Consider the following 19699-nt stretch of genomic DNA (forward strand, 5'->3'; position numbering starts at 1 on the left):
CCCGACACCGGACTTTCGATAGCCAGTGCGGCATGTCCGATAAGGGCGGCGGGCTCAATTGGTCAGCGCAACACTCTAATCTTCTAGCAAAGATGGGGTGTGGACATGAAACAGCGGCGTCGCATTTATTACTCGGCCGCCCAGCGGTCCGAGATCTGGGATCGCTGGCAGGCCGGCGAACCAATGAGTTCGATCGGACGCCGGTTTGACCGAGAGTCCTCGTCGGTCTTCTCGGTAATCTCGCCGACCGGTGGAATCCGTCCTCCGGATCGGCACCGTGCCAGACGTGCGCTCAGCCTTTCGGAACGAGAGGAAATCTCTCGATGGCTCAGCATGCGCTGCTCGTTACGTTCGATTGCGCGCCACTTGGGACGATCTCCGTCAACTATCAGCCGTGAAGTCGAGCGCAATGGCGGGGCGGATAGCTATCGAGCTGCAGGGTCCGATCAAGCCGCCTGGGATCGGGCGCGGCGTCCGAAGCTTTGCAAGCTGGCTTGCCGTCCGTTCCTGAGGCGGACAGTATCGACCTTGCTGCGGCGGCAATGGTCGCCGGAGCAGATTGCCGGCTGGCTAAAGCGCACATATCCGGTGGAGCCTCAGAAGCGGCGCTGATCAAGCAATCGCAGCGATTGCCTAGCGAGCTTTACCGGTCGCTGACCTGGGACAGAGGCAAAGAGCTTGCCGACCATCAGCGCCTGGCATTGGCCACCGAGGTCGAAATCTATTTTTGTGACCCTCGGTCTCCCTGGCAACGCGGTTCAAACGAAAACACCAACAGATTGCTGCGCCAGTATCTTCCGCGTGGCACCGATCTGTCTTTGCACAGCCAGGCCAAGCTCAGTGCCATCGCAAGACAGCTCAATGAAAGGCCGAGAAAGACCTTGCTCTATCAGACGCCGGCTGAGAAGTTCGCAGAATGTGTTGCAGCGATCGGTTGAACTCACCGCCAATAGCGGACATTCGCGCAACCCGGGTCGGGTAACCGTTGTTTCCCTTAAGGACAATATCGCGAGGTCGGGATATAATGTTCCGTGCGTGCTTGAAGTCGTTTGCCGCACGCAGCAGGCGTAGGTCATTCCCGCTCGTCAATCTAGGGATTAGCGATCATGCCATCATCCAAATCACCCAACAAACCAAGCCGCCGCCTCTTAATCAAAACGCTCGCTGCGCTGCCCGTGGTCTCCATGCCGCTAGTCGCAAGTGTGCGGACTACTGTAGCGCAGACACCAATTGCCGCGGGGGCCGGTTTTTCGTTCGCAGCGGTCGGCGATACCCGTCCGATGATGTACCTCCCGTTGAAGGAGGGGCAGCCGGACCTCAACAAGTTCTTCGTCGAAATGTTCGGGTTGGTGATGCCGGAGAAGGTCGCTGAAGCCGTTGTGGCGAAGGATGTAAAGATGATTTTCGATCCGGTCACCAAAGACCTGATCAAGGTAGTCATGCCGTTCGCATCCAAGACGGAAGTGATGACCCTGACGGTAGATAAAGGTTGGGTCACTGAGGCATCCGTTGAAGACTTGAAACTGCTTCCTGGAGTGCATCGGACGATGTTCCGGCTTCAGGGCGGCGAATGGGTGACCCGTGAAATCGTGAAGGACGTTCAATCCAGTCGCGCCAAATTCGTGGTCAATAGTGGTGACGCCGTCTGGTGGGGCAATCAAGGCCTGACCGTCAGTGACAGCCCATACTGGAAGCGCGTGAATGATACGATGTTGAAGAAGCTACCGGCGCCGGATGACGAGATGCGCGCAGCCGGTCTGGATGGGCGCTTTTTCATGAGTGTGGGCAATCATGAGGTGTGGGCCGACCCAAAGATTGAGGGCGTTCTTTCCGCTGTGCCGTATCTGAAAAAAAGAGCTGGCTCCGCAAATTCGGACAGTAGCTTGAGTGGATTTTCTGCCTGACAGCGGCGAGGATTCTTGCTGCGAATCAGGAGCGAAGATGACGAAGAAGAGCCGCCGGATGCATTCTCCGGCATTCAAGGCGAAGGTTGCTTTGGCTGCGGTCAAAGGCGACAAGACGCTGGCGGAGCTGGCGCAACTGTTTGATGTTCATCCGAACCAGATCACGATCTGGAAAAACCAGCTCCTGGAAGGCGCCGCCGGCGTGTTTGGGCATGACAAGGCGTCGGCCGAGACGCCGGTCGATTTGAAGGCGTTACATGCCAAGATCGGCGAGCTGGCGTTGGAAAACGATTTTTTGTCCGGCGCGCTCACCAAGGCGGGCCTGCTGAGCGCAAAGCGATGATCGACCGCGGTCATGATCTTTCTATCGTGCGCCAGGCGAAGGTCCTGAAGCTGGCTCGCAGCACGGTCTACTATGAACCTCGGCCAGTTTCGGCCGAGGACCTTGCCTTGATGCGTCGGCTCGATGAGCTGCATCTCGATTATCCCTTCGCGGGAGCGCGTATGCAGCGATCGTTGCTGCGGCGGGAGGGCGTATACGCCGGTCGCCGCCACATCGCGACGCTGATGAAGCGCATGGGGATCGAGGCGGTCTATCGTCGCCCGAACACGAGTAAGCCGGCACCGGGTCACAAGATCTACCCGTACCTGTTGCGCGGATTGAAGATCGAGCGGCCCGACCAGGCGTGGGCAATGGACATCACCTACATTCCGATGCGGCGTGGCTTCGTCTATCTCGCGGCGGTCGTCGATGTGTTCAGCCGACGGGTCCTGGCCCATCGCGTCTCGATCACAATGGAGGCGGCCTTCTGCGTCGAAGCGGTCCAGGAGGCGTTGGCGAAGCACGGCAGGCCCGAGATTTTCAACACGGACCAGGGCAGCCAGTTCACCAGCCTCGAGTTCACCGATGTGCTGCTGGACGCGAAGATCGCCATCAGCATGGACGGCAAGGGCGCCTGGCGCGACAACGTGTTTGTCGAGCGGCTCTGGCGCACGGTCAAATACGAAGAAGTTTATCTCCGCGCCTACGACAGCGTGTCCGAGGCGCGAGCGTCAATTGCCAAGTATCTGGCCTTCTACAATCAGGGACGCCCTCACTCGAGCCTTGACGGGCGCACGCCCGACGAGGCTTACTTCGGCACGCAAGCTATGGTGATGGCCGCATGACCGTCGCCGACGATTTTGTCGTCGCTCTGGTCGGGCTACGCCCTCCCGACGCAACGACAAAATCGAAAGGCCCCGCGTTCAGCATAACCCGGCAGGAATCCACTTAAATCCCGCGGGGCGCTGTCCAAACAACCGGCGCCAGCTCTGACTTCGCCTTTCTCTGCACCGCCTGCAAAACTCTCTATGCCGTACTGTTTCCGGGTTCACCGAAGCTGGAACAGTTGAAGGAGATCATCAACGAGGGCATGACGATCAACACGACTGCGCGGCTCCCGCTGGCGCATGGCTCCTGGTACATCAACAAGCCTGCGGGATTGGCAGTGCACACGTCGCGGAGTTCGCTAAAAGAACGGGATTTTTTCGGCGAGCCGGGTGAACTGGATAGGCTGGCAGACCGGCTCTTCTTGATGAGAAGTCAGCTGTGGGACTTGATAGCCGAGGAAACTGAAGTGCTTGCGCATCGCGCTACCGAAGAAGCGATAAGGCCCTTCGCGCACTATTGAACCATGTTCGGCGGCGGTCCGGTGGCCGAACCATCCTCATTCCGGTAGCGCCACGTAAACGCCCTTGCCTCCTCGACTGTCAAAGACGTCGACCTGCCGTCAGCGTCGAGGATGTGGTGCAGGTTGTCGGTTGTCGGTTGTCGGTTGTCGGTTGTCGGGAAGTGGTAGCCGCCCCCCGAAAAAAACCAACAAAGTCGCGCTGCTTTCGACTCATCGAAGCCTCCTTCCATCTAGGCATACCTCCGCCTCCGTCAGTCCTCCCCTCCCCGCGGCGGGGAAGAGACACGGTCTCGGACCACGATTTCCGATCGCTTTATCCGGGCAGGGCGTGACGTGCGCTCAAGCGGTCCTCCGAACAGGGGTCGGACCTGTTCGAACGGGGGATGAGTTTGCCTCGGTTTATCGCGCGCCGATCGTGATACTGCGCGCGGGGCCGGAGAACCTGACATGCGGCTTCGTCGTCCGTTCCGTCAGGGCGAGAGCCCGCGATATTGCCGGTGTCCTATGGGTCAGAACCGGCTTTCTGGCTCGGGATGATGCGACCGAGCGCGCTGCTGTCGTTTATCGGGGGCGGCAGATCGTCTCGGATCTCGCCGGCGGTCAGGGAAAGGCAGGATCAAAACCCGTCCGCAATTCTCGCGGCCGGTCGATCGTGTTCGTGAATGCGGCGGGATCCACCGTGCAGGCCCGCAACCACGGGCGCACGACCTACCGAATGCGGTCAGTCGTGCACCACCTCCATGAAGGTTGCGGTTGCAACTGATTCGCGGGCCACGTATCCTGAAGATCCAGAGGTCACCAAACCCTGTTCTTCGCTACGGGTCCTGCCGCTCTTCACCGCGGCGGGGCTTCGTGCTTTAGGAAGTCCCAAAGTGCGCCTCCCCCACTGCCTCGGCAAAGGCGCTGCTCGGAAATGGACCTGGACCATCGAGCCCGATCCGGTGCCCACCGTGGTCGGATTCGACCACAATCGGCGAGCCACCGGCCGAAAAACCCTTTGAAGTACAATGTCGGCTCTCTACGAGGTGAGCCAGCCCCAACCGCTTGACCCGTTCCGGCGTGGCTGTTCTGCCGGGATCGCCGGCGCCCTCGTCCTGAATGAAGCCGTTTTCCGCTTGCCACTCCCGTTTTCATGGGCGGCGACGGATTCGGCGTGGCGGCGCGATTGAAATGGGCCGGGTGCATCGTCGTGGCAGCCCATAGACCATCCACCGTGATCGTCTTGGACCATGTCGGGGGCCTCGTTCGCGATCGGCCCCTGAGCGGCGAGCGCAGCAAGCGAATGCGGCTCTTGAAGCCTTCCCGGCAGAACAGCTCCGCGGACGTCCGGGACTTTATCCGGGACTCTTTGCCGCCTCTCCGGGGCTTTTGCCCAGTTTTGATCGGTTTTTGTTCGCTGAGTTGGAATCGGCCTGCGCTAAAAAACCCCTTTACTTCAAAGGGTTTGTAGACCGAAATTCGGTTTAGGTCGGAGACGTGTCCAAGCTCTGGAAGCTCGGATGCACCAGCGCCTCCGGCGCGATCGCGAGCACGATCAGCGCCGCCACCGCCAGCGTGCGGAAGGTGATCGCGCGGCGGTCGACCATCACCGCGATCAGCACCACCGCCGTCATGAAGAACGATCGCTGCGTTGCGACCTCCGCCCCCGACAGCAAGAGATAGAACGCCGCGGCGATCAGCGCGGCCGCGGCCGCCCATTTCTTGATCGGATGCCCCGCCGTCAGCGCAGGAAACAGCGCGAGCAGCGCGCGCACCGCGAAGAACACCACGCCCGCGACCACGGCCATGTGGTAGCCGGAGATCGACAGCACATGGCCGAGCCCCGAGATGAACATCGCATCGTTGACCGGCGTCGAGATCGCGTCGCGCCGGCCGGTCAGCAGCGCGGTTGCGATCGCGCGCTGATCGCCGTCGAGCGTGGTGCGGATGCGCGCGTCGATGGCGTCACGCAGGCCCTGCATGAAGGCGGCATAGCGCAGCGCCAAGCCGCCGGCTGCCGGTGGTTCCCTGGTCTTGACCGCGCCCATCACGAAGCCGGAGGCGCCGATGCCCTGGAAATAGAGGTCGCGGCCGAAATCATAGGAACCCGGACGCTGCGGCCCGAGCGGCGGCATCAGCCGCGCCTTCAATTCGACGAAGCTGCCGACATCGGGCGCGGTGCCCTTCTTCACCGAGAGCCTGACGCGCTCGAGCTTCGTCATGTCGCGCGGGCTCTCCATCGAGACCACGCGCAGCACGAAGCGATCGGTCTTCTCGCGGATGTCGCGCGTCTCGACGAAGCCGGTCAGCGCCACCGAGAACATCGGCCGCGCCAACACCGTGTGGCCAATTCGCGTCGTCTTCCACGTCGCTGTCGCAAAGCCCGCCGCGACCGCAGCCAGCATCACGATGGCGGGAAACACGCGGCGCCGCCGCAGCAAGAGCGCCAGCAGGCAGAGCGCAATTGCGACGCCGGCCGCGACCGAAAGCACCGGCTCGTGCTCGGCCGCGAAATAGAAGGCGATGCCGGTGCCGAACGCCACCGGCACCCATGGCAAAAGCCGGCCGGCGCCCGCCTCCGCGCGCGCCCATTGCTGCAACGTCTCGATGAAAGGCTGCCAGATGCTGGCGCGCGCCGGGACATAGCCGCCGACGGGCGCAGCCGCACGCGGCGGCCACGTCCCCGCGTAGCCGCGTTTGCCGCCCGGCGTCGTGCCCTGCTCCGCCATTCCGCTTGCGATCCCTGCCGGGACGCGAAACTACCGGAAGCTGTGACCTCGCCGCTAGCGGAACGAATGCAGAATACGGACCGGCAAGGCCGGATACCTGGATCGTCCTGCACCTCGCCTACCCCGCGCCGGGCCACAGCTGCCGCCTGCGTCAAACCGATCGAGCCGAAAGTCTCATTAGGTACCGATCCCATTGGGATTAAACTGCCCTGATGCCTTCACTCCCGGACAGCCAGGGATAAGGCAGTGATAGCTCGCGGCACCTGAAGGCCGCTGGAGCTCCTCTCAGGTGGCTCACAACTCCCCTGAGACCAGGCGTTGCGGACGAACTCGCAAATCTCGCCTGTAACGCCGCGCACCACGCGCACTCCGCGAGCGGATCAATCGCTGAAAAAACGCGAGGAGTAGCGTTTGCATTTGATAGGAGCAGCACATGACAATTCAAGTACCTAGCGATTTTCGTCGCGTGATTGTCGCTGCGTCAGTGGGAAACATCATTGAATGGTACGACTTCTATATCTTTGGCAGCCTGGCCGCAGTTCTGTCGGTCAAGTTCTTTGAGCAATCCCACCCCGTCGCAGCCCTGCTGAGCACGATCGCGCTGTTCACTGCGGGATTCCTGATCCGTCCGCTGGGGGCCTTCCTGTTCGGATGGATGGGCGATCGGGTCGGCCGCAAATATACATTCCTCATTACGCTGACCGGAATGGGCCTTGGAACGGGAGCGATCGGACTGATCCCAACCTATGAGTCAATCGGCCTGACGGCCGCATTCCTTCTATTCGGCTTGCGGATGATCCAGGGTCTATGCTTGGGCGGCGAATATGGTGGCGCCATCACCTACGTCGCCGAGCATGTTCCGGACGACAGCCGCGGCTACTACACGGGCTGGCTACAAACCTCGCCGACGCTCGGTATCGTGGTGTCGCTGGCCGTGATCGTTCTGACCCGGACATGGGCCGGCAATCAGGCCTTCGACGAATGGGCGTGGCGCGTTCCGTTCCTGGTCTCGTTCCTGCTGGTGGCCATCGCCATCTACATCCGCCTCCAGCTCCAGGAGACGCCGATTTTCCAGGAGATCAAGGCGCGCGGACAGATGACCAGGAATCCCTGGCGGGAAGCTTTCCTCAGCGCCAACATCAAGTACATCTTGATCGCCATCGTCGTCCTGATCGGACAGGGCGTGGTCTGGTACAGCGGTCAATTCTGGGCACTGTACTTCCTGCAGCAGGTCTCCAAGGTCGATGCGATTACCTCGGCCTACATCGTGGGAACCGCACTGCTGATCGCAACGCCGAGCCTGATCTTCTTTGGCTGGTTGTCGGATCACATCGGCCGCAAATCCGTGATCCTCGGCGGAATGCTGCTTGCCGCGATCACCTACTATCCGCTGTATCTGTGGCTCGGCATGGTCACGCAGCCGGGGCACATCAACTATCCGGTCGCCGTCTTCATCATCTTCATCCTCGTCTGCTACGTCGGGATGGTGTACGGGCCGGTCGGCGCGTTCCTGGCGGAGTTCTTCCCGGCGAGGATCAGGTACACCTCGGTCTCTGTGCCGTATCATATCGGCAATGGTTGGGGCGGCGGATTGGTGCCGTTCATCACATCAGCCGCCTTCGCTGCGACCGGCAGCATCGGCTACGCGCTGATCTACCCGATTGTCGTTCCCGCGGTGTGCTTCGTGATCGCCCTCTTCATCATGCCGGAGACACGCAAGACCAGAATTTGGGAGCAGATCGAGGAGAGAGTCGCGTCGTGACGGAGCGACCCTGCTGAGGGGCGACTAGAGCATTTCCCGTTCCGATGGAATCGGAACGGGGCTCTAGAATCTTGTTTTTGACGCGTTTTCTTTACGCGAACCGGTATCCATTTCGCTCGAAAACCCTCTACCCCTGCAGCAAGAGTTATGGCCGCCTTTCAGCAAGTGCGGACGATAGTTCTGAATCGTCCCGTACTCGCCGTCTCTGGCGTGATTTCTCTCCAGAGCCTGCATCCGCGTTACGTCGACGCGGCCTGGAGGGGATATGCTCCACGCAATTCCAACCTCTCCGGCCGCCAGTAGCGGTCAGGCCAACGTTTCAGTCGGCTTCCGCTCAGCCAACTCGGTGATGCCAGCGATCGTGCCACCAGGTGGCGAAATCACGATCCATCGCCAGCTCCCAGCAAGCGAGCACGATCACCACGATGCCGGCGAGCACGCTGCTCGTCGTGACCGATCCCTGTTCGTAGCTGAACGTCCAGGGTGCCAACACCAGAGCCAAGCCCATCAGCATCTCGCCCCATTCCTCCAGATAGGACGGAATGATGAATGCCTCCACGGCAAACAGCACGACGCCCAATCCGAGCGCGATGCAGATCCAGAGAGCTGCCCCGGAGAAGCCCAGTGCAAACGGCGACGCGACCAGCCAGACGCCCACCAACAGGCTGGCAGCATCCTGCCAGTGTTGAATGCGCATAATCCTCACCTCCTTCTTCCGAAGACATGGTGCGGCGGGGACAAAAAAGCATCTATCCGACCTGCGATGTGTTGCCGCTGCTGATCCGCAAAGCCACGTCCCTCCGGGCGGGAAAGCGCTCTTGCAATCGCGCGGCATCAGGATGCGCACTGTGTGCGCTTGACCAGGTGTCAACGTCTGCGGTTCGCGGCCCGACCGGTGTCCCACGGTTGCGCTCAGGACGAGAGGAGTATGACGCCATGCGAGAAACCGAAATCCACGACTATGCGCGGCAATTGCTTGAGGCACATGGCGTCAGGGCCATTGCGGAAGCTGCCCAAAACGCCATCGAGCTCGAAGCAAAAGGCGAGGCCGAGCTGGCCAGAACCTGGCGGCATATCGAAGACGCCATGAAGCTGATGCGCGGGCCGCACCAAAGCTGAGGCCGCCAGCGCGCAGCGCAGAACGTGGAGCAGGATCCGTCTCAAGCCGCCTTGTGGCGACTGAACGGCAGCACAATTTCAACGACGCGGCTCTCCATAACAGGAGTGAAGCCATGTTTCCGACGTGCGCAACAGCCGAAGATCTCGTGAAGGCGATCAACGACGAGAAAGTGCAGATGATCGATCTGCGCTTCACCGATTTGCCGGGGCTATGGCAACATTTTTCGGTCCCGCCGAGCGCGGCGAGCATCGACGCCCTCAGCGAAGGGATTGGATTCGACGGTTCATCGATCCGCGGCTTTCAGGAAATCCATGAAAGCGACATGCTGGTCGTCCCGGACCCGACCACGGCTTTCCTCGACCCGTATTCCCCTGCATCCACCCTGGTATTGATCTGCAACATCCGCGACCCCGTGACCGGTCAATCCTATAGCCGTGATGCCCGCTACATCGCCCAGAAAGCCGAAACCCACCTGAAGGCCACGGGCCACGCCGATATCAGCTACTTCGGTCCGGAGGCGGAATTCTTCGTGTTCGACAGCGTGCGCTACGGACAGGGCATCAATTACGCTTTCCACGAAATCGATTCCGATGAGGGCAGCTGGAACACCGGCTCGGAGGAAGCGCCCAATCTGGGACACAAGCCGCGCCCGAAAGAGGGATACTTTCCGGTACCCCCGACGGACAGCATGCAGGCGCTCCGCACCGAAATGGTGTTGACCATGGAGCAGCTCGGCATCCAGATCGAAGCCCATCACCATGAAGTCGCGACCGGTGGGCAGAACGAAATCGACATGCGCTTCACCACGCTCACGCGCATGGCGGACAATCTGATGATCTACAAATACGTGGTGAAGAATACTGCCCGCCAGAACGGCATGACCGCAACGTTCATGCCAAAACCGTTGTTCGAGGACAACGCGTCTGGAATGCATGTTCATCAGTCGCTGTGGAAGGGCGAGACCAACCTGTTCTACGACAGGGGCGACTATGCCGAACTGAGCCAGCTCGCCCGCCACTATATCGGCGGCCTGTTGACCCATGCCTGGGCATTGTGCGGGCTTTGCGCCCCGACCACCAACTCCTATCGACGTCTGGTGCCGGGCTATGAGGCTCCGATCAATCTGGTCTATTCCCAACGCAACCGATCGGCCTGCTGCCGCATTCCGATGTATTCGCCGAACCCGAAGGCCAAGCGCGTCGAATTTCGCTCGCCGGATCCCTCCTGCAATCCCTATCTGGCGTTTGCCGCGATGCTGATGGCAGGTCTCGACGGCATCAACAACAAGATCGACCCGGGCAGCCCGATCGACAAGAACCTCTACGACCTGCCGCCCGCCGAGGCCAAGGAGGTCAAGTCAACGCCCGGGTCACTGGACCAGGCGCTGGATGCGCTCGAACGCGATCACGCGTTCCTGCTGCGCAGCGATGTCTTCACCGCGGACGTGATCGAAACCTGGCTCGACTATAAACGGAAGAAGGAGGTCGATCCCATCAGATTGCGACCTCATCCCTACGAGTTCCATTTGTACTACGACATCTAGCGGCGACCGCACGCTCTGTGCGGACCAACCGAGTGCTCAATCAGGGGGGCTCGCCTCCCGCCACAACGGCGTGGGATACCGGAGTCGCCCGTCCAGTCGGGGCGGTCCAACACCCGGAAAGCGCTCCCCGCGGCCTACGACCTTGGTCCCTCCTCGCCATGCAGCGAGATCCGGATAGCCTGCAAGTTGGGTGCAAGATCGCTTGGACAAGCGGGAGCCGCGAGGCGCACGACGCTCGGCCCCACGCACCGCCTATGCACTCTCCCTGACTACGAGCGCCCGCCGGCCCTCGACCTTTGTGTCACGATCCAGCGCGAAGCTTAGATCAATGGCGTCTGCGACGAGACGTGGTGGCAGGAGATCTTCCAGTCGCCGTCCTCGCGCGCGATCACCCAGGTGATCTTGACGGCGAGCGAGGGCGCATCTCCGTCAAGGAAGAAGGACGCTATAGCGGCCATGTTGACAAGGCCGTCGTTCACCCGCTCGGTCCTGACCTCGCTGAACTGGACGCGCGGTGTATTCCAGCGCGGCAGGCCGTTGAAGTACGCCTTCACGCCGTCGCGGCCGCGATAGAGCGTCGGGTTAGAGCCGAAGAAGAACGCGTGCTGCGAATAGAGCGCAGCAAGCGCGTCCGCATCGAGCTTGCTGAAGCCTGCGGACCATTTTGCGATGACGGCGGAGGCGATATCGTCGGCTTCATCAGGCATCGATCGCCTCCCCCTACTTGCTTTGCGCTGGACCGCGCTAACCCTTGCCGCCGACTTCCTTGGCAAAGGTGTCGCGCAGGCCGATGGTGCGGTTGAACACGAGCTTGTCCGGCGACGAATCCGGATCGCGCACGAAATAGCCCTGCCGCTCGAACTGCATCACGTCGGGTGAATTGCTCTCGGCGATCGCAGGCTCGACCCGCGCGCCGGTCAGCACTTCCAGCGACTGCGGATTGAGGTCGGCAGCGAAATCGGCCGCATTCGGGCTCGGGTTGGCGAACAGCTGATTGTAGATGCGGATCTCCGCCGGCTTCGACTGCGCCGCCGGCAGCCAGTGCATCGTCGCCTTGACCTTGCGGCCGTCGGGCGCATTGCCGCCCTTGGTCGCGGGATCGTACGTCGCGCGCAGCTCGACGATCTCGCCGGCGTCGTCCTTCACCACGCCGGTGCACTTGATGAAGTAGGCATAGCGCAGCCGCACCTCGTTGCCGGGCGAGAGGCGGAAGAACTTCTTCGGCGGGTTCTCCATGAAGTCGTCGCGCTCGATATAGAGCTCGCGGCCGAACGCGATCTTGCGGGTGCCGGCCTCCGGATTGTCGGGATGGTTGATCGCCTCGATCTCCTCGACCTGCCCTTCCGGATAGTTCTCGATCACGACCTTGAGCGGCCGCAGCACCGCCATGCGGCGCAGCGCGGTGCGGTTCAGCTCCTCGCGGATGCAGAACTCGAGCATGCCGACATCGACCACGCTGTTGGCCTTGGCAACCCCGATGCGCTTGATGAATTCGCGCACCGCAGCCGGCGGCACGCCGCGCCGCTTCAGGCCGGCAATCGTCGGCATGCGCGGATCGTCCCAGCCCGAGACGTGACCGTCGCGAACCAGCTGGGTCAGCACGCGCTTGGACAGCAGCGTGTAGGTCAAATTGAGCCGCGCCATTTCATACTGCCGCGGCTTCGACGGCACCGGCAGCTTGTCGAGCAGCCACTCATAAAGCGGCCGGTGATCCTCGAACTCCAGCGTGCAGATTGAATGGGTGATGCCCTCGATCGCGTCGGACTGGCCGTGCGCGTAGTCATAGCTCGGATAGATCGACCATTTGTCGCCGGTGCGCGGATGGTGGGCGTGCAGGATGCGGTACAGCACGGGATCGCGCAGGTTGATGTTGCCGGCCGCCATGTCGATCCTGGCGCGCAGCACGCGGGCGCCGTTCGAGAACTCGCCGGCCTTCATGCGGCGGAACAGGTCGAGGTTCTCCTCGACCGAACGGTCGCGGAACGGCGAGTTCTTGCCGGGCTCGGTCAGCGTGCCGCGGGACAGCCGGATCTCCTCCTGCGACTGATCGTCGACATAGGCGTGGCCGGCCTTGATCAGGCCCTCGGCCCAATCGTACAGGCGCTCGAAATAATCAGACGCAAAGAAGAGGTTGGTTCCCCAATCGTAGCCGAGCCAATGGACGTCGGCCTGGATGGAGTCGATGTACTCCTGCTCCTCCTTGGTCGGGTTGGTGTCGTCGAAGCGCAAATTGCACTGGCCGCCGAACTCCTGGGCGATGCCGAAATTCAGGGCGATCGACTTGGCGTGGCCGATATGCAGGTAGCCGTTCGGCTCCGGCGGAAAACGGGTCACGATCCGGTTGTGCTTGTGGGAGGAGAGATCGGCCTGGACGATGTCGCGGATGAAGTCGCGCCCTGCCTCTGCCGTCGCCGTATCAGTCGTCATCAAAGGGTTCCCTGGAGGAGTCAGCTCAACCTTCTTTCTGCCAAATTCGCGCGGTCGGGCCAAGCCTAGTTTGGAGCCTGGTCTGGCGGGCAAAACGTCAACCAAAGCTTTAGTTATGTCCGGTTCCTGCTATACACCACCGCCGTTCCCGCATACGTCTCGCTTGATCATGACCAATTCCGTCGTTACCCGCTTCGCCCCCTCACCGACCGGCTTCCTCCACATCGGAGGCGCCCGCACCGCGCTATTCAACTGGCTCTACGCCAGGAAGCTCGGCGGCAAGATGCTGCTCCGGATCGAGGACACCGACCGCGAACGCTCCACCAAGGAGGCGATCGACGCCATCCTGGACGGCCTGAAGTGGCTGGAGCTCGATTGGGACGGCGACGTCATCTACCAGTTCAGCCGCGCCGCCCGCCATCGCGAGGTCGCCGAAAGCCTGCTCGCCGCCGGGCGTGCCTATTATTGCTATGCCTCGCCGGAAGAGCTCACCGCGATGCGCGAGAAGGCCCGCGCCGAGGGACGCACCCGCCTCTATGAGGGCATGTGGCGCGACCGCGATCCGGCGACGGCCCCGGCGGGCATCAAGCCGACCATCCGCCTCAAGGCGCCGCAGACCGGCGAGACCGTGATCGAGGATCAGGTCCAGGGCCGCGTGGTCTGGCAGAATGAGAACCTCGACGACCTCGTCCTGCTGCGCGGCGACGGCACCCCGACCTACATGCTCGCGGTCGTGGTCGACGACCACGATATGGGCGTTACCCATATCATCCGCGGCGACGACCACCTGATCAACGCCGCCCGTCAGAAGCAGATTTACGACGCGCTGGAGTGGGAGCTGCCGAGCATGTCCCACATCCCGCTGATCCACGGCCCCGACGGCTCGAAACTGTCGAAGCGCCATGGCGCGCTCGGCGTCGATGCCTATCGCGCGCTGGGCTATCTGCCGGCCGCCTTGCGCAACTACCTCGTGCGGCTCGGCTGGAGCCATGGCGATCAGGAGATATTCTCGACCCAGGAGATGATCGACGCGTTCGACCTCTCGGGGATCGGCCGCTCGGCTGCGCGGTTCGATTTCGCCAAGCTGGAAAACCTCAACGGTCACTATATCCGCCAGAGCGACGATCAATCCCTCGTGACCCAGTTCGAGAGCGTGCTGGATTATGTTCCTGACGGCGCCGCGCTGAAGGCCAAGCTCAACGACACCACCCGCGCGCAATTGCTGCGGGCGATGCCGAGCCTGAAGGAGCGCGCCAAGACGCTGATCGAGCTGATCTCCGGCGCCTACTTCATCTTCGCCGATCGTCCGCTCGAGCTCGATCCGAAGGCGGCGGCGCTGCTGACGCCGGAAACGCGCGCGCTGATCGGCCGGCTGCGCACCGCGCTGGAAGTCGTGAACGACTGGACGGCGGAAACCACCGAGACCGCCATGCGGAATTTCGCCGAGCAGAACAACCTGAAACTCGGCGCCGTCGCCCAGCCGCTGCGGGTGGCGCTGACGGGACGGACAACGTCGCCCGGCATATTCGACGTGCTGGCCGTGCTGGGACGCCAGGAGTGCCTTGCCCGTCTCGCCGATCAGGCGGCGTAATCCTGCATGGACCCCCTCCAGGGTCCATCTTGCAGCGCACATTGCAATGAGCTACCCATCCCCCGACGCTTTCTTCACAAGCCGTTCCGCCCCGCCACGGGCCGCAAATTAGCGACTGGGCAAGGTCGGTTTTCGCAACGAATTCATCGGGGATATCGCGATGGACGCAAAATCCAGCAAGACAGCCACACTCACCATCGGCAACAAGAATTACGATTTCCCGATCCTGAGCGGCACGGTTGGGCCTGATGTCATCGACATCGGCAAGCTCTACGGCCAGGCCGGGGTGTTCACCTACGACCCCGGCTTCACCTCGACCGGCAGCTGCCAGTCGAAGATCACCTATATCGACGGCGACGCCGGTATCCTCGAATACCGCGGCTATCCGATCGAGCAACTCGCCGAACACGGCGACTTCCTCGAAACCTGCTATTTGCTGCTCTACGGGGAGCTTCCGACCCCGGCGCAGAAGAAGGATTTCGACCATCGCGTGATTCATCACACGATGGTGCATGAGCAGATGGCCCGCTTTTTCCAGGGCTTCCGCCGCGACGCCCATCCGATGGCGATCATGGTTGCCGCCGTCGGCGCACTCGCCGCGTTCTACCACGACTCCACCGACATCAACGATCCGCGGCAGCGCATGATCGCCTCAATGCGGATGATTGCGAAGGTGCCGACGCTGGCGGCGATGGCCTACAAGTACACCATCGGCCAGCCCTTCATGTATCCGAAGAACTCGCTGTCCTTCGCCGAGAACTTCCTGCAGATGTGCTTCGGCGTGCCTTGCGAGGAATACAAGATCAACCCGGTGCTCGCCGACGCGCTCGACAAGATCTTCATCCTGCATGCCGATCACGAGCAGAACGCGTCGACCTCGACGGTGCGTATCGCCGGCTCTTCCGGCGCCAACCCGTTTGCCTGCATCGCGGCCGGCATCGCCTGCCTGTGGGGCCCGGCCCATGGCGGCGCCAACGAAGCGGCGCTGGCCATGCTGTCCTCGATCGGATCGGTCGACAAGATTCCCGAGTTCATCGCCAAGGTGAAGGACAAGAACAGCGAAGTCCGCCTGATGGGCTTCGGTCACCGCGTCTACAAGAACTATGATCCGCGCGCCAAGATCATGCAGAAGATGTGTCACGCGGTGCTGGCCGAGACCGGCCATGGCGACGACCCGATGCTGAAGGTCGCGCTCGAGCTCGAGAAGATCGCGCTCAGCGATCCCTATTTCATCGACCGCAAGCTCTACCCGAACGTCGACTTCTATTCGGGCATCACGCTGAAGGCGATGGGCTTCCCGACCTCGATGTTCACCGTGCTGTTCGCGGTCGCCCGCACCGTCGGCTGGATCAGCCAGTGGAGCGAGATGATCGAGGATCCGCAGCAGAAGATCGGCCGTCCGCGCCAGCTCTACACCGGCGTGGCGCGCCGCGACTATGTGACGATCGACAAGCGCAAGTAAGCTCGCAAGCAAGCTTCATCCTCAAGAGAATCCGAGACGGCGCCATCATCCCCGATGGCGCCGTTTTCGTTTGCCCCGCGCAACTACGATCGCGAGTGCGTCAAGACGCGGCAGCCGGCACGTACAATGCAAGCGGAACCGCTTCGGCGGGATGCCGCCGCAGGCAAGCTCGTTGTCGATGATTAGCCCGGCCGCCCGTTCATCGTCGCCAGCACGATGTCCGCCGCCCGGACGCTCGGCGGCTGATCGCCGGTCGACATCTTCGCATCCATCATCGCGAACGCCACGAGCTGACGCAGACGCTCGGGCGTGTCCGCGAGCACCTCGCCCAGCGCCTGCGCGAGCTTCTCCGGCGTGCAGTCCTCCTGCAGGAATTCCGGGATGATCTCGCTGCCGATCACGAGATTGGCGAGGATCACCGACGACACCCGGATCGCACGGCGCAGGATGAACGCTTCGGCGGCGCCAACGCGATAGGCCGTCACCATCGGAATGCCCGACAGCGCGAGCTCGAGCGTCACGGTGCCCGACTTGGCGAGCGCGGCGCGCGCCACGCGGAATGCGGCGCGCTTCTCGGTCTCACCGACCGCGAGCCGCGGCACGACCGGCCACGACGCGATGCCTTCGCGCACCATTGCCTCGAGATGCGGCATGGTGGGCAGCACGAGCTCGAACGATTTTTGCTTGCCGAGCTGACCGAGCGCCGCGCCGAACAGCGCCAGATGATGCCTGATCTCGCTGCGGCGGCTGCCCGGCAGCACCAGCAGGACCGGCAGCTCGGCGTCGCGGCGCTTCTGCTCCTCCGCGTTCGGCCGCAGTGAGGCGAATTGCTCGGTCAGGGGATGGCCGACATAGCTGCACGGTGGTCCCTGCAGCTTGCGATATTCCTCGGGCTCGAACGGCAGCAGCGCGAGCACGTGATCGACGTAGCTCCGCATCGCGCGCGCCCTGCCCGGCCGCCACGCCCACACCGACGGCGAGACGTAGTCGACGATCGGGATATCAGGGTTGCGGGCGCGGACGCGACGGGCGACGCGGTGGGTGAAGTCCGGGCTGTCGATGATGACGAGCATATCGGGCGCATCAGCGAGCACCGCATCGGCGGTGCGGCGGATCAATCGCAATATCTTCGGCAACTGCTTCACGACGGCGGCAAAGCCCATGATCGAGAGTTCCTCGATCGGAAACAGCGGCGTGATACCCTCGCTTGTCATCGCCAGGCCGCCGACGCCGGAAAATTGCACGCCATCGCCGAGACGCTGGCGCAGCACCTTCATCAGCGCCCCGCCGAGCCGATCGCCGGATTCCTCGGTCGCGATGAGGAAGATCTTGCGGGGCGTGCTGGGAGGGCGCGCCTGCATCAGCCCGCCAGTCCGATGACAAAGAGCCCCCTGGCGTCGGCGGCCTCGATCAAGGCCTGCGGTTCGGCGGCCAGCGTGTTGCCGGCGATCACGGCGATGCCGGCGATGCCGGCCGCGGCCACGCCCTCGACCGTCCGCGGACCGATGGTCGGCAGATCGAAGCGCAGGTCCTGGCTGCTCTTCGGCGCCTTCACCAGCACGCCGCGGCCGGCCTTGGCGCGAATCCGGCCCTCGGCGCGCAGCCGCGCCACCCGCGCCAAGAGCCCATCGGTGCCCTCGATATCCTCGACCGCAACCACGTGCCCGTCGATCACCACCGCCGCCTGACCGATGTCGAACGGGCCGAGCGCGTCGAGCACGCCGCGGCCGCGCGCGATGTCGGCGAGCGCGGCACTGTCCGGCGTGGCGCGCGTCACGGCGCCCTCGGGCATCAGGAGATCGGGTGCGACATCCTTGATTCCGACCATGCGGAATCCCTGCTGCTCAAGAATGCGGCCGACGCTCGACAGCAAATGATCGTCGCCGCCGCGAAACGCGCGCACGACATGGCCGAGCAGGCGCAGGGTGCACCAGTCGAGCCGGATCTCCGACAGCGCGGGACGCACCAGCGTGCCGATGAAGATCAGGTCGCGGCAGCCTTCATCGCGGAATAGCCGGGTCGCCCGCCCGAGCTGGCCGACCGAGATCCAGCGATGACGAAAGCGCTGCGCGCGCGCGGGATCGCAGGCGCCGCGCAGCGCGAACAACACCGGCGTGATGCCGCGCGAGGTCAGGGACTCCGCGACCGCGAACGGCATGGCGCCGCCGCCGGCGATGACACCGACCGGCGAGGAAAGCGAGGGAGCCGCTGACGTCATGCTGGCGGCCATTCCATGCTCAATCGGTGTCGGCTGGAAGGCAGAGCGGCCGGAGCTTGCCGCCCTCGATGAAGGCAAGGATTTCGGCGATCGCGGGATCCTCTGCCGCCAGCGGCTGCACCGAGGCCAGCCGCTCGGCGAAGATGCCGGGGCCGTGGAACAGCTTTTGATAGAACGCGCGCACCGTCGCCAGCCGCGACTTGGTGAACTGGCGGCGCCGCATGCCGATGATGTTGAGGCCTTCGAGCACCGCGTATTGTCCGTTGGCAAGCCCGAACGGGATGATGTCGCCGCGCACGCCGCAAACGCCACCGATCATCACCTGCGAGCCGACACGGGTGAACTGGTGCACCGCCGACAGGCCGCCGATATAGACGAAGTCGCCGATCTCGCAGTGGCCGCCGAGCGTCGCCGACGTCGCGAAGATCACGCCATTGCCGACCATGCAATCATGGCCGACATGGCTGTTGTTCATGAAGAAGCCGCGATCGCCGACGCGGGTGAGCCCGCCGCCCTTGATCGTGCCGACATTCATCGTCACGCCCTCGCGGATCGTGCAGGCTTCGCCGACTTCGAGACGGGTCGGCTCGCCGCGATAGCTGAGATCCTGCGGCGGTCCGCCGAGCGCGGCAAACGGCGAGATGACGCAGCCGGCGCCGATCCTGGTATGCCCGCTGATCGTGACATGCGCGATCAGCTTGCAGTTCTCGCCGAGCACGGCATTGGGGCCGATGATGCAGTACGGACCGATCTCGGTGCCGGCCCCGATCACAGCGCCATCCGCAATCCGCGCAGTGGGGTCGATCATGCTCATGCAGTTCAGGTCCGGAATTCGTTAATGGCGCCAAAGCGCTATGCTGTCAGTTGGGCGGTCGTTAGCGCGACTTTGCCTGCCCTGTCCAGTGACGTATGATGACGGCCTGTTGCAAATGAGAAGGTCGCAACCGATCCATGGTCCGGGCCGCCGCGCTGATCCTCAGCCTGCTCTCTGCGCCGATCGGCCCGGAGACGGTCGATCTCGGCAACAGCACGACCGTCGATCTCGCGAGCTTCGAATGCCGCGATATCAATCGCAGCACGATCGTCCAGCGGGTCTGTTACAGCGCAGGCGAGCGCGCGCTGTTGGTCGCGGTCAGGGGCAGCTACCAGCACTATTGCGGCGTGCCCACTGAGACCTTCGACGCGCTGATAAACGCGCCGTCGATGGGCGTCTTCCTCAATCGCGTGTTGCGGATCGCCGGTGCCGACGGCCGATATCTCTGCCGAACGTCCTGACTCGATCGTCTAGAACTTC

Annotated in this window: 15 protein-coding genes and 2 pseudogenes; 10 read left to right on the forward strand and 7 right to left on the reverse strand. The window is 62.9% G+C overall.

Annotated elements, in window-relative coordinates; all coding sequences use genetic code 11:
• Positions 1 to 105: 105 nt before the first annotated feature.
• From HAP54_RS38100 to HAP54_RS38115, 4 genes and pseudogenes are all read left to right on the forward strand, one after another.
• Positions 106 to 938, forward strand: a pseudogene (locus tag HAP54_RS38100) (IS30 family transposase).
• 168 nt (positions 939 to 1106) lie between these two features.
• A complete protein-coding gene (locus HAP54_RS38105) occupies positions 1107 to 1904 on the forward strand; it encodes a hypothetical protein (RefSeq protein ID WP_175619285.1) in 798 nt (265 codons plus the stop codon).
• Between the two features lie 37 nt (positions 1905 to 1941).
• Positions 1942 to 3071, forward strand: a protein-coding gene (locus HAP54_RS38110) for an IS3-like element ISRj2 family transposase (protein WP_166204126.1) whose coding sequence is annotated in 2 segments (ribosomal slippage) — positions 1942 to 2194 and positions 2194 to 3071 — 1131 coding nt in all. Because the reading frame shifts where the segments join, the coding sequence is not laid out codon by codon here.
• A 221-nt stretch (positions 3072 to 3292) separates the two neighbouring features.
• Positions 3293 to 3574, forward strand: coding sequence for a hypothetical protein (locus HAP54_RS38115; RefSeq protein WP_166295890.1), 282 nt, complete (start codon positions 3293 to 3295; stop codon positions 3572 to 3574).
• Between the two features lie 1487 nt (positions 3575 to 5061).
• On the opposite strand, the pseudogene HAP54_RS38120 reads toward HAP54_RS38115, so the two are convergent.
• Positions 5062 to 6282 (reverse strand): annotated as a pseudogene (locus HAP54_RS38120) (ComEC/Rec2 family competence protein); the annotation flags it as partial.
• Between the two features lie 433 nt (positions 6283 to 6715).
• Between HAP54_RS38120 and HAP54_RS38125 the strand changes: the two are divergent.
• The gene (locus HAP54_RS38125) at positions 6716 to 8044 is read left to right on the forward strand and encodes an MFS transporter (protein WP_166295892.1); all 1329 of its coding nucleotides are present in this window, start codon (positions 6716 to 6718) and stop codon (positions 8042 to 8044) included.
• A gap of 334 nt (positions 8045 to 8378) precedes the next feature.
• Here the strand turns inward: HAP54_RS38125 and HAP54_RS38130 are convergent, their stop codons facing one another.
• Positions 8379 to 8741, reverse strand: coding sequence for an SPW repeat protein (locus tag HAP54_RS38130; protein ID WP_166306813.1), 363 nt, complete (start codon positions 8739 to 8741; stop codon positions 8379 to 8381).
• A 239-nt stretch (positions 8742 to 8980) separates the two neighbouring features.
• Here HAP54_RS38130 and HAP54_RS38135 point away from each other — a divergent pair, with 239 nt between their 5' ends.
• Together HAP54_RS38135 and glnA are read left to right on the forward strand one after the other, a co-directional pair.
• A complete protein-coding gene (locus tag HAP54_RS38135) occupies positions 8981 to 9163 on the forward strand; it encodes a hypothetical protein (RefSeq protein ID WP_166295895.1) in 183 nt (60 codons plus the stop codon).
• 113 nt (positions 9164 to 9276) lie between these two features.
• Positions 9277 to 10707 (forward strand): type I glutamate--ammonia ligase, encoded by a 1431-nt coding sequence (gene glnA, locus HAP54_RS38140; RefSeq protein WP_166295898.1) that lies wholly within the window; start codon positions 9277 to 9279, stop codon positions 10705 to 10707.
• 320 nt (positions 10708 to 11027) lie between these two features.
• On the opposite strand, the gene HAP54_RS38145 is transcribed toward glnA, so the two are convergent.
• Both HAP54_RS38145 and HAP54_RS38150 read right to left on the reverse strand, forming a co-directional pair.
• On the reverse strand, positions 11028 to 11414 hold the full coding sequence (locus tag HAP54_RS38145) for a YybH family protein (protein WP_166295901.1): 387 nt from the start codon (positions 11412 to 11414) through the stop codon (positions 11028 to 11030).
• Positions 11415 to 11451: 37 nt separating this feature from the next.
• Entirely contained in the window at positions 11452 to 13134 is a 1683-nt protein-coding gene (locus tag HAP54_RS38150; protein WP_166295904.1) for a glutamine--tRNA ligase/YqeY domain fusion protein, read from the reverse strand.
• Positions 13135 to 13303: 169 nt separating this feature from the next.
• Between HAP54_RS38150 and gltX the strand changes: the two genes are divergently transcribed.
• A complete protein-coding gene (gene gltX, locus HAP54_RS38155) occupies positions 13304 to 14725 on the forward strand; it encodes a glutamate--tRNA ligase (RefSeq protein WP_166295907.1) in 1422 nt (473 codons plus the stop codon).
• Positions 14726 to 14885: 160 nt separating this feature from the next.
• Positions 14886 to 16187, forward strand: a complete 1302-nt coding sequence (gene gltA / locus HAP54_RS38160) for a citrate synthase (protein ID WP_029080813.1) — start codon at positions 14886 to 14888, stop codon at positions 16185 to 16187.
• A 182-nt stretch (positions 16188 to 16369) separates the two neighbouring features.
• Here gltA and lpxB read toward each other — a convergent pair whose 3' ends face one another.
• The 3 genes from lpxB to lpxA are packed head-to-tail and all read right to left on the reverse strand — an operon-like array spanning position 16370 to position 19219.
• Complete coding sequence (gene lpxB / locus HAP54_RS38165) at positions 16370 to 17548, reverse strand: lipid-A-disaccharide synthase (protein WP_166295910.1); 1179 nt, start codon at positions 17546 to 17548, stop codon at positions 16370 to 16372.
• A complete protein-coding gene (locus HAP54_RS38170) occupies positions 17548 to 18405 on the reverse strand; it encodes an LpxI family protein (protein ID WP_166295913.1) in 858 nt (285 codons plus the stop codon). Before HAP54_RS38170 ends, lpxB begins: the two co-directional genes overlap by 1 nt.
• 19 nt (positions 18406 to 18424) lie before the next feature.
• Positions 18425 to 19219, reverse strand: a complete 795-nt coding sequence (lpxA, locus tag HAP54_RS38175; protein ID WP_166295916.1) for an acyl-ACP--UDP-N-acetylglucosamine O-acyltransferase — start codon at positions 19217 to 19219, stop codon at positions 18425 to 18427.
• Between the two features lie 137 nt (positions 19220 to 19356).
• Between lpxA and HAP54_RS38180 the strand changes: the two genes are divergently transcribed.
• Complete coding sequence (locus tag HAP54_RS38180) at positions 19357 to 19680, forward strand: KTSC domain-containing protein (protein WP_166295919.1); 324 nt, start codon at positions 19357 to 19359, stop codon at positions 19678 to 19680.
• Positions 19681 to 19699: the final 19 nt, after the last annotated feature.

This window comes from Bradyrhizobium sp. 2S1 (assembly GCF_011516625.5).
GTDB lineage: Bacteria > Pseudomonadota > Alphaproteobacteria > Rhizobiales > Xanthobacteraceae > Bradyrhizobium > Bradyrhizobium septentrionale.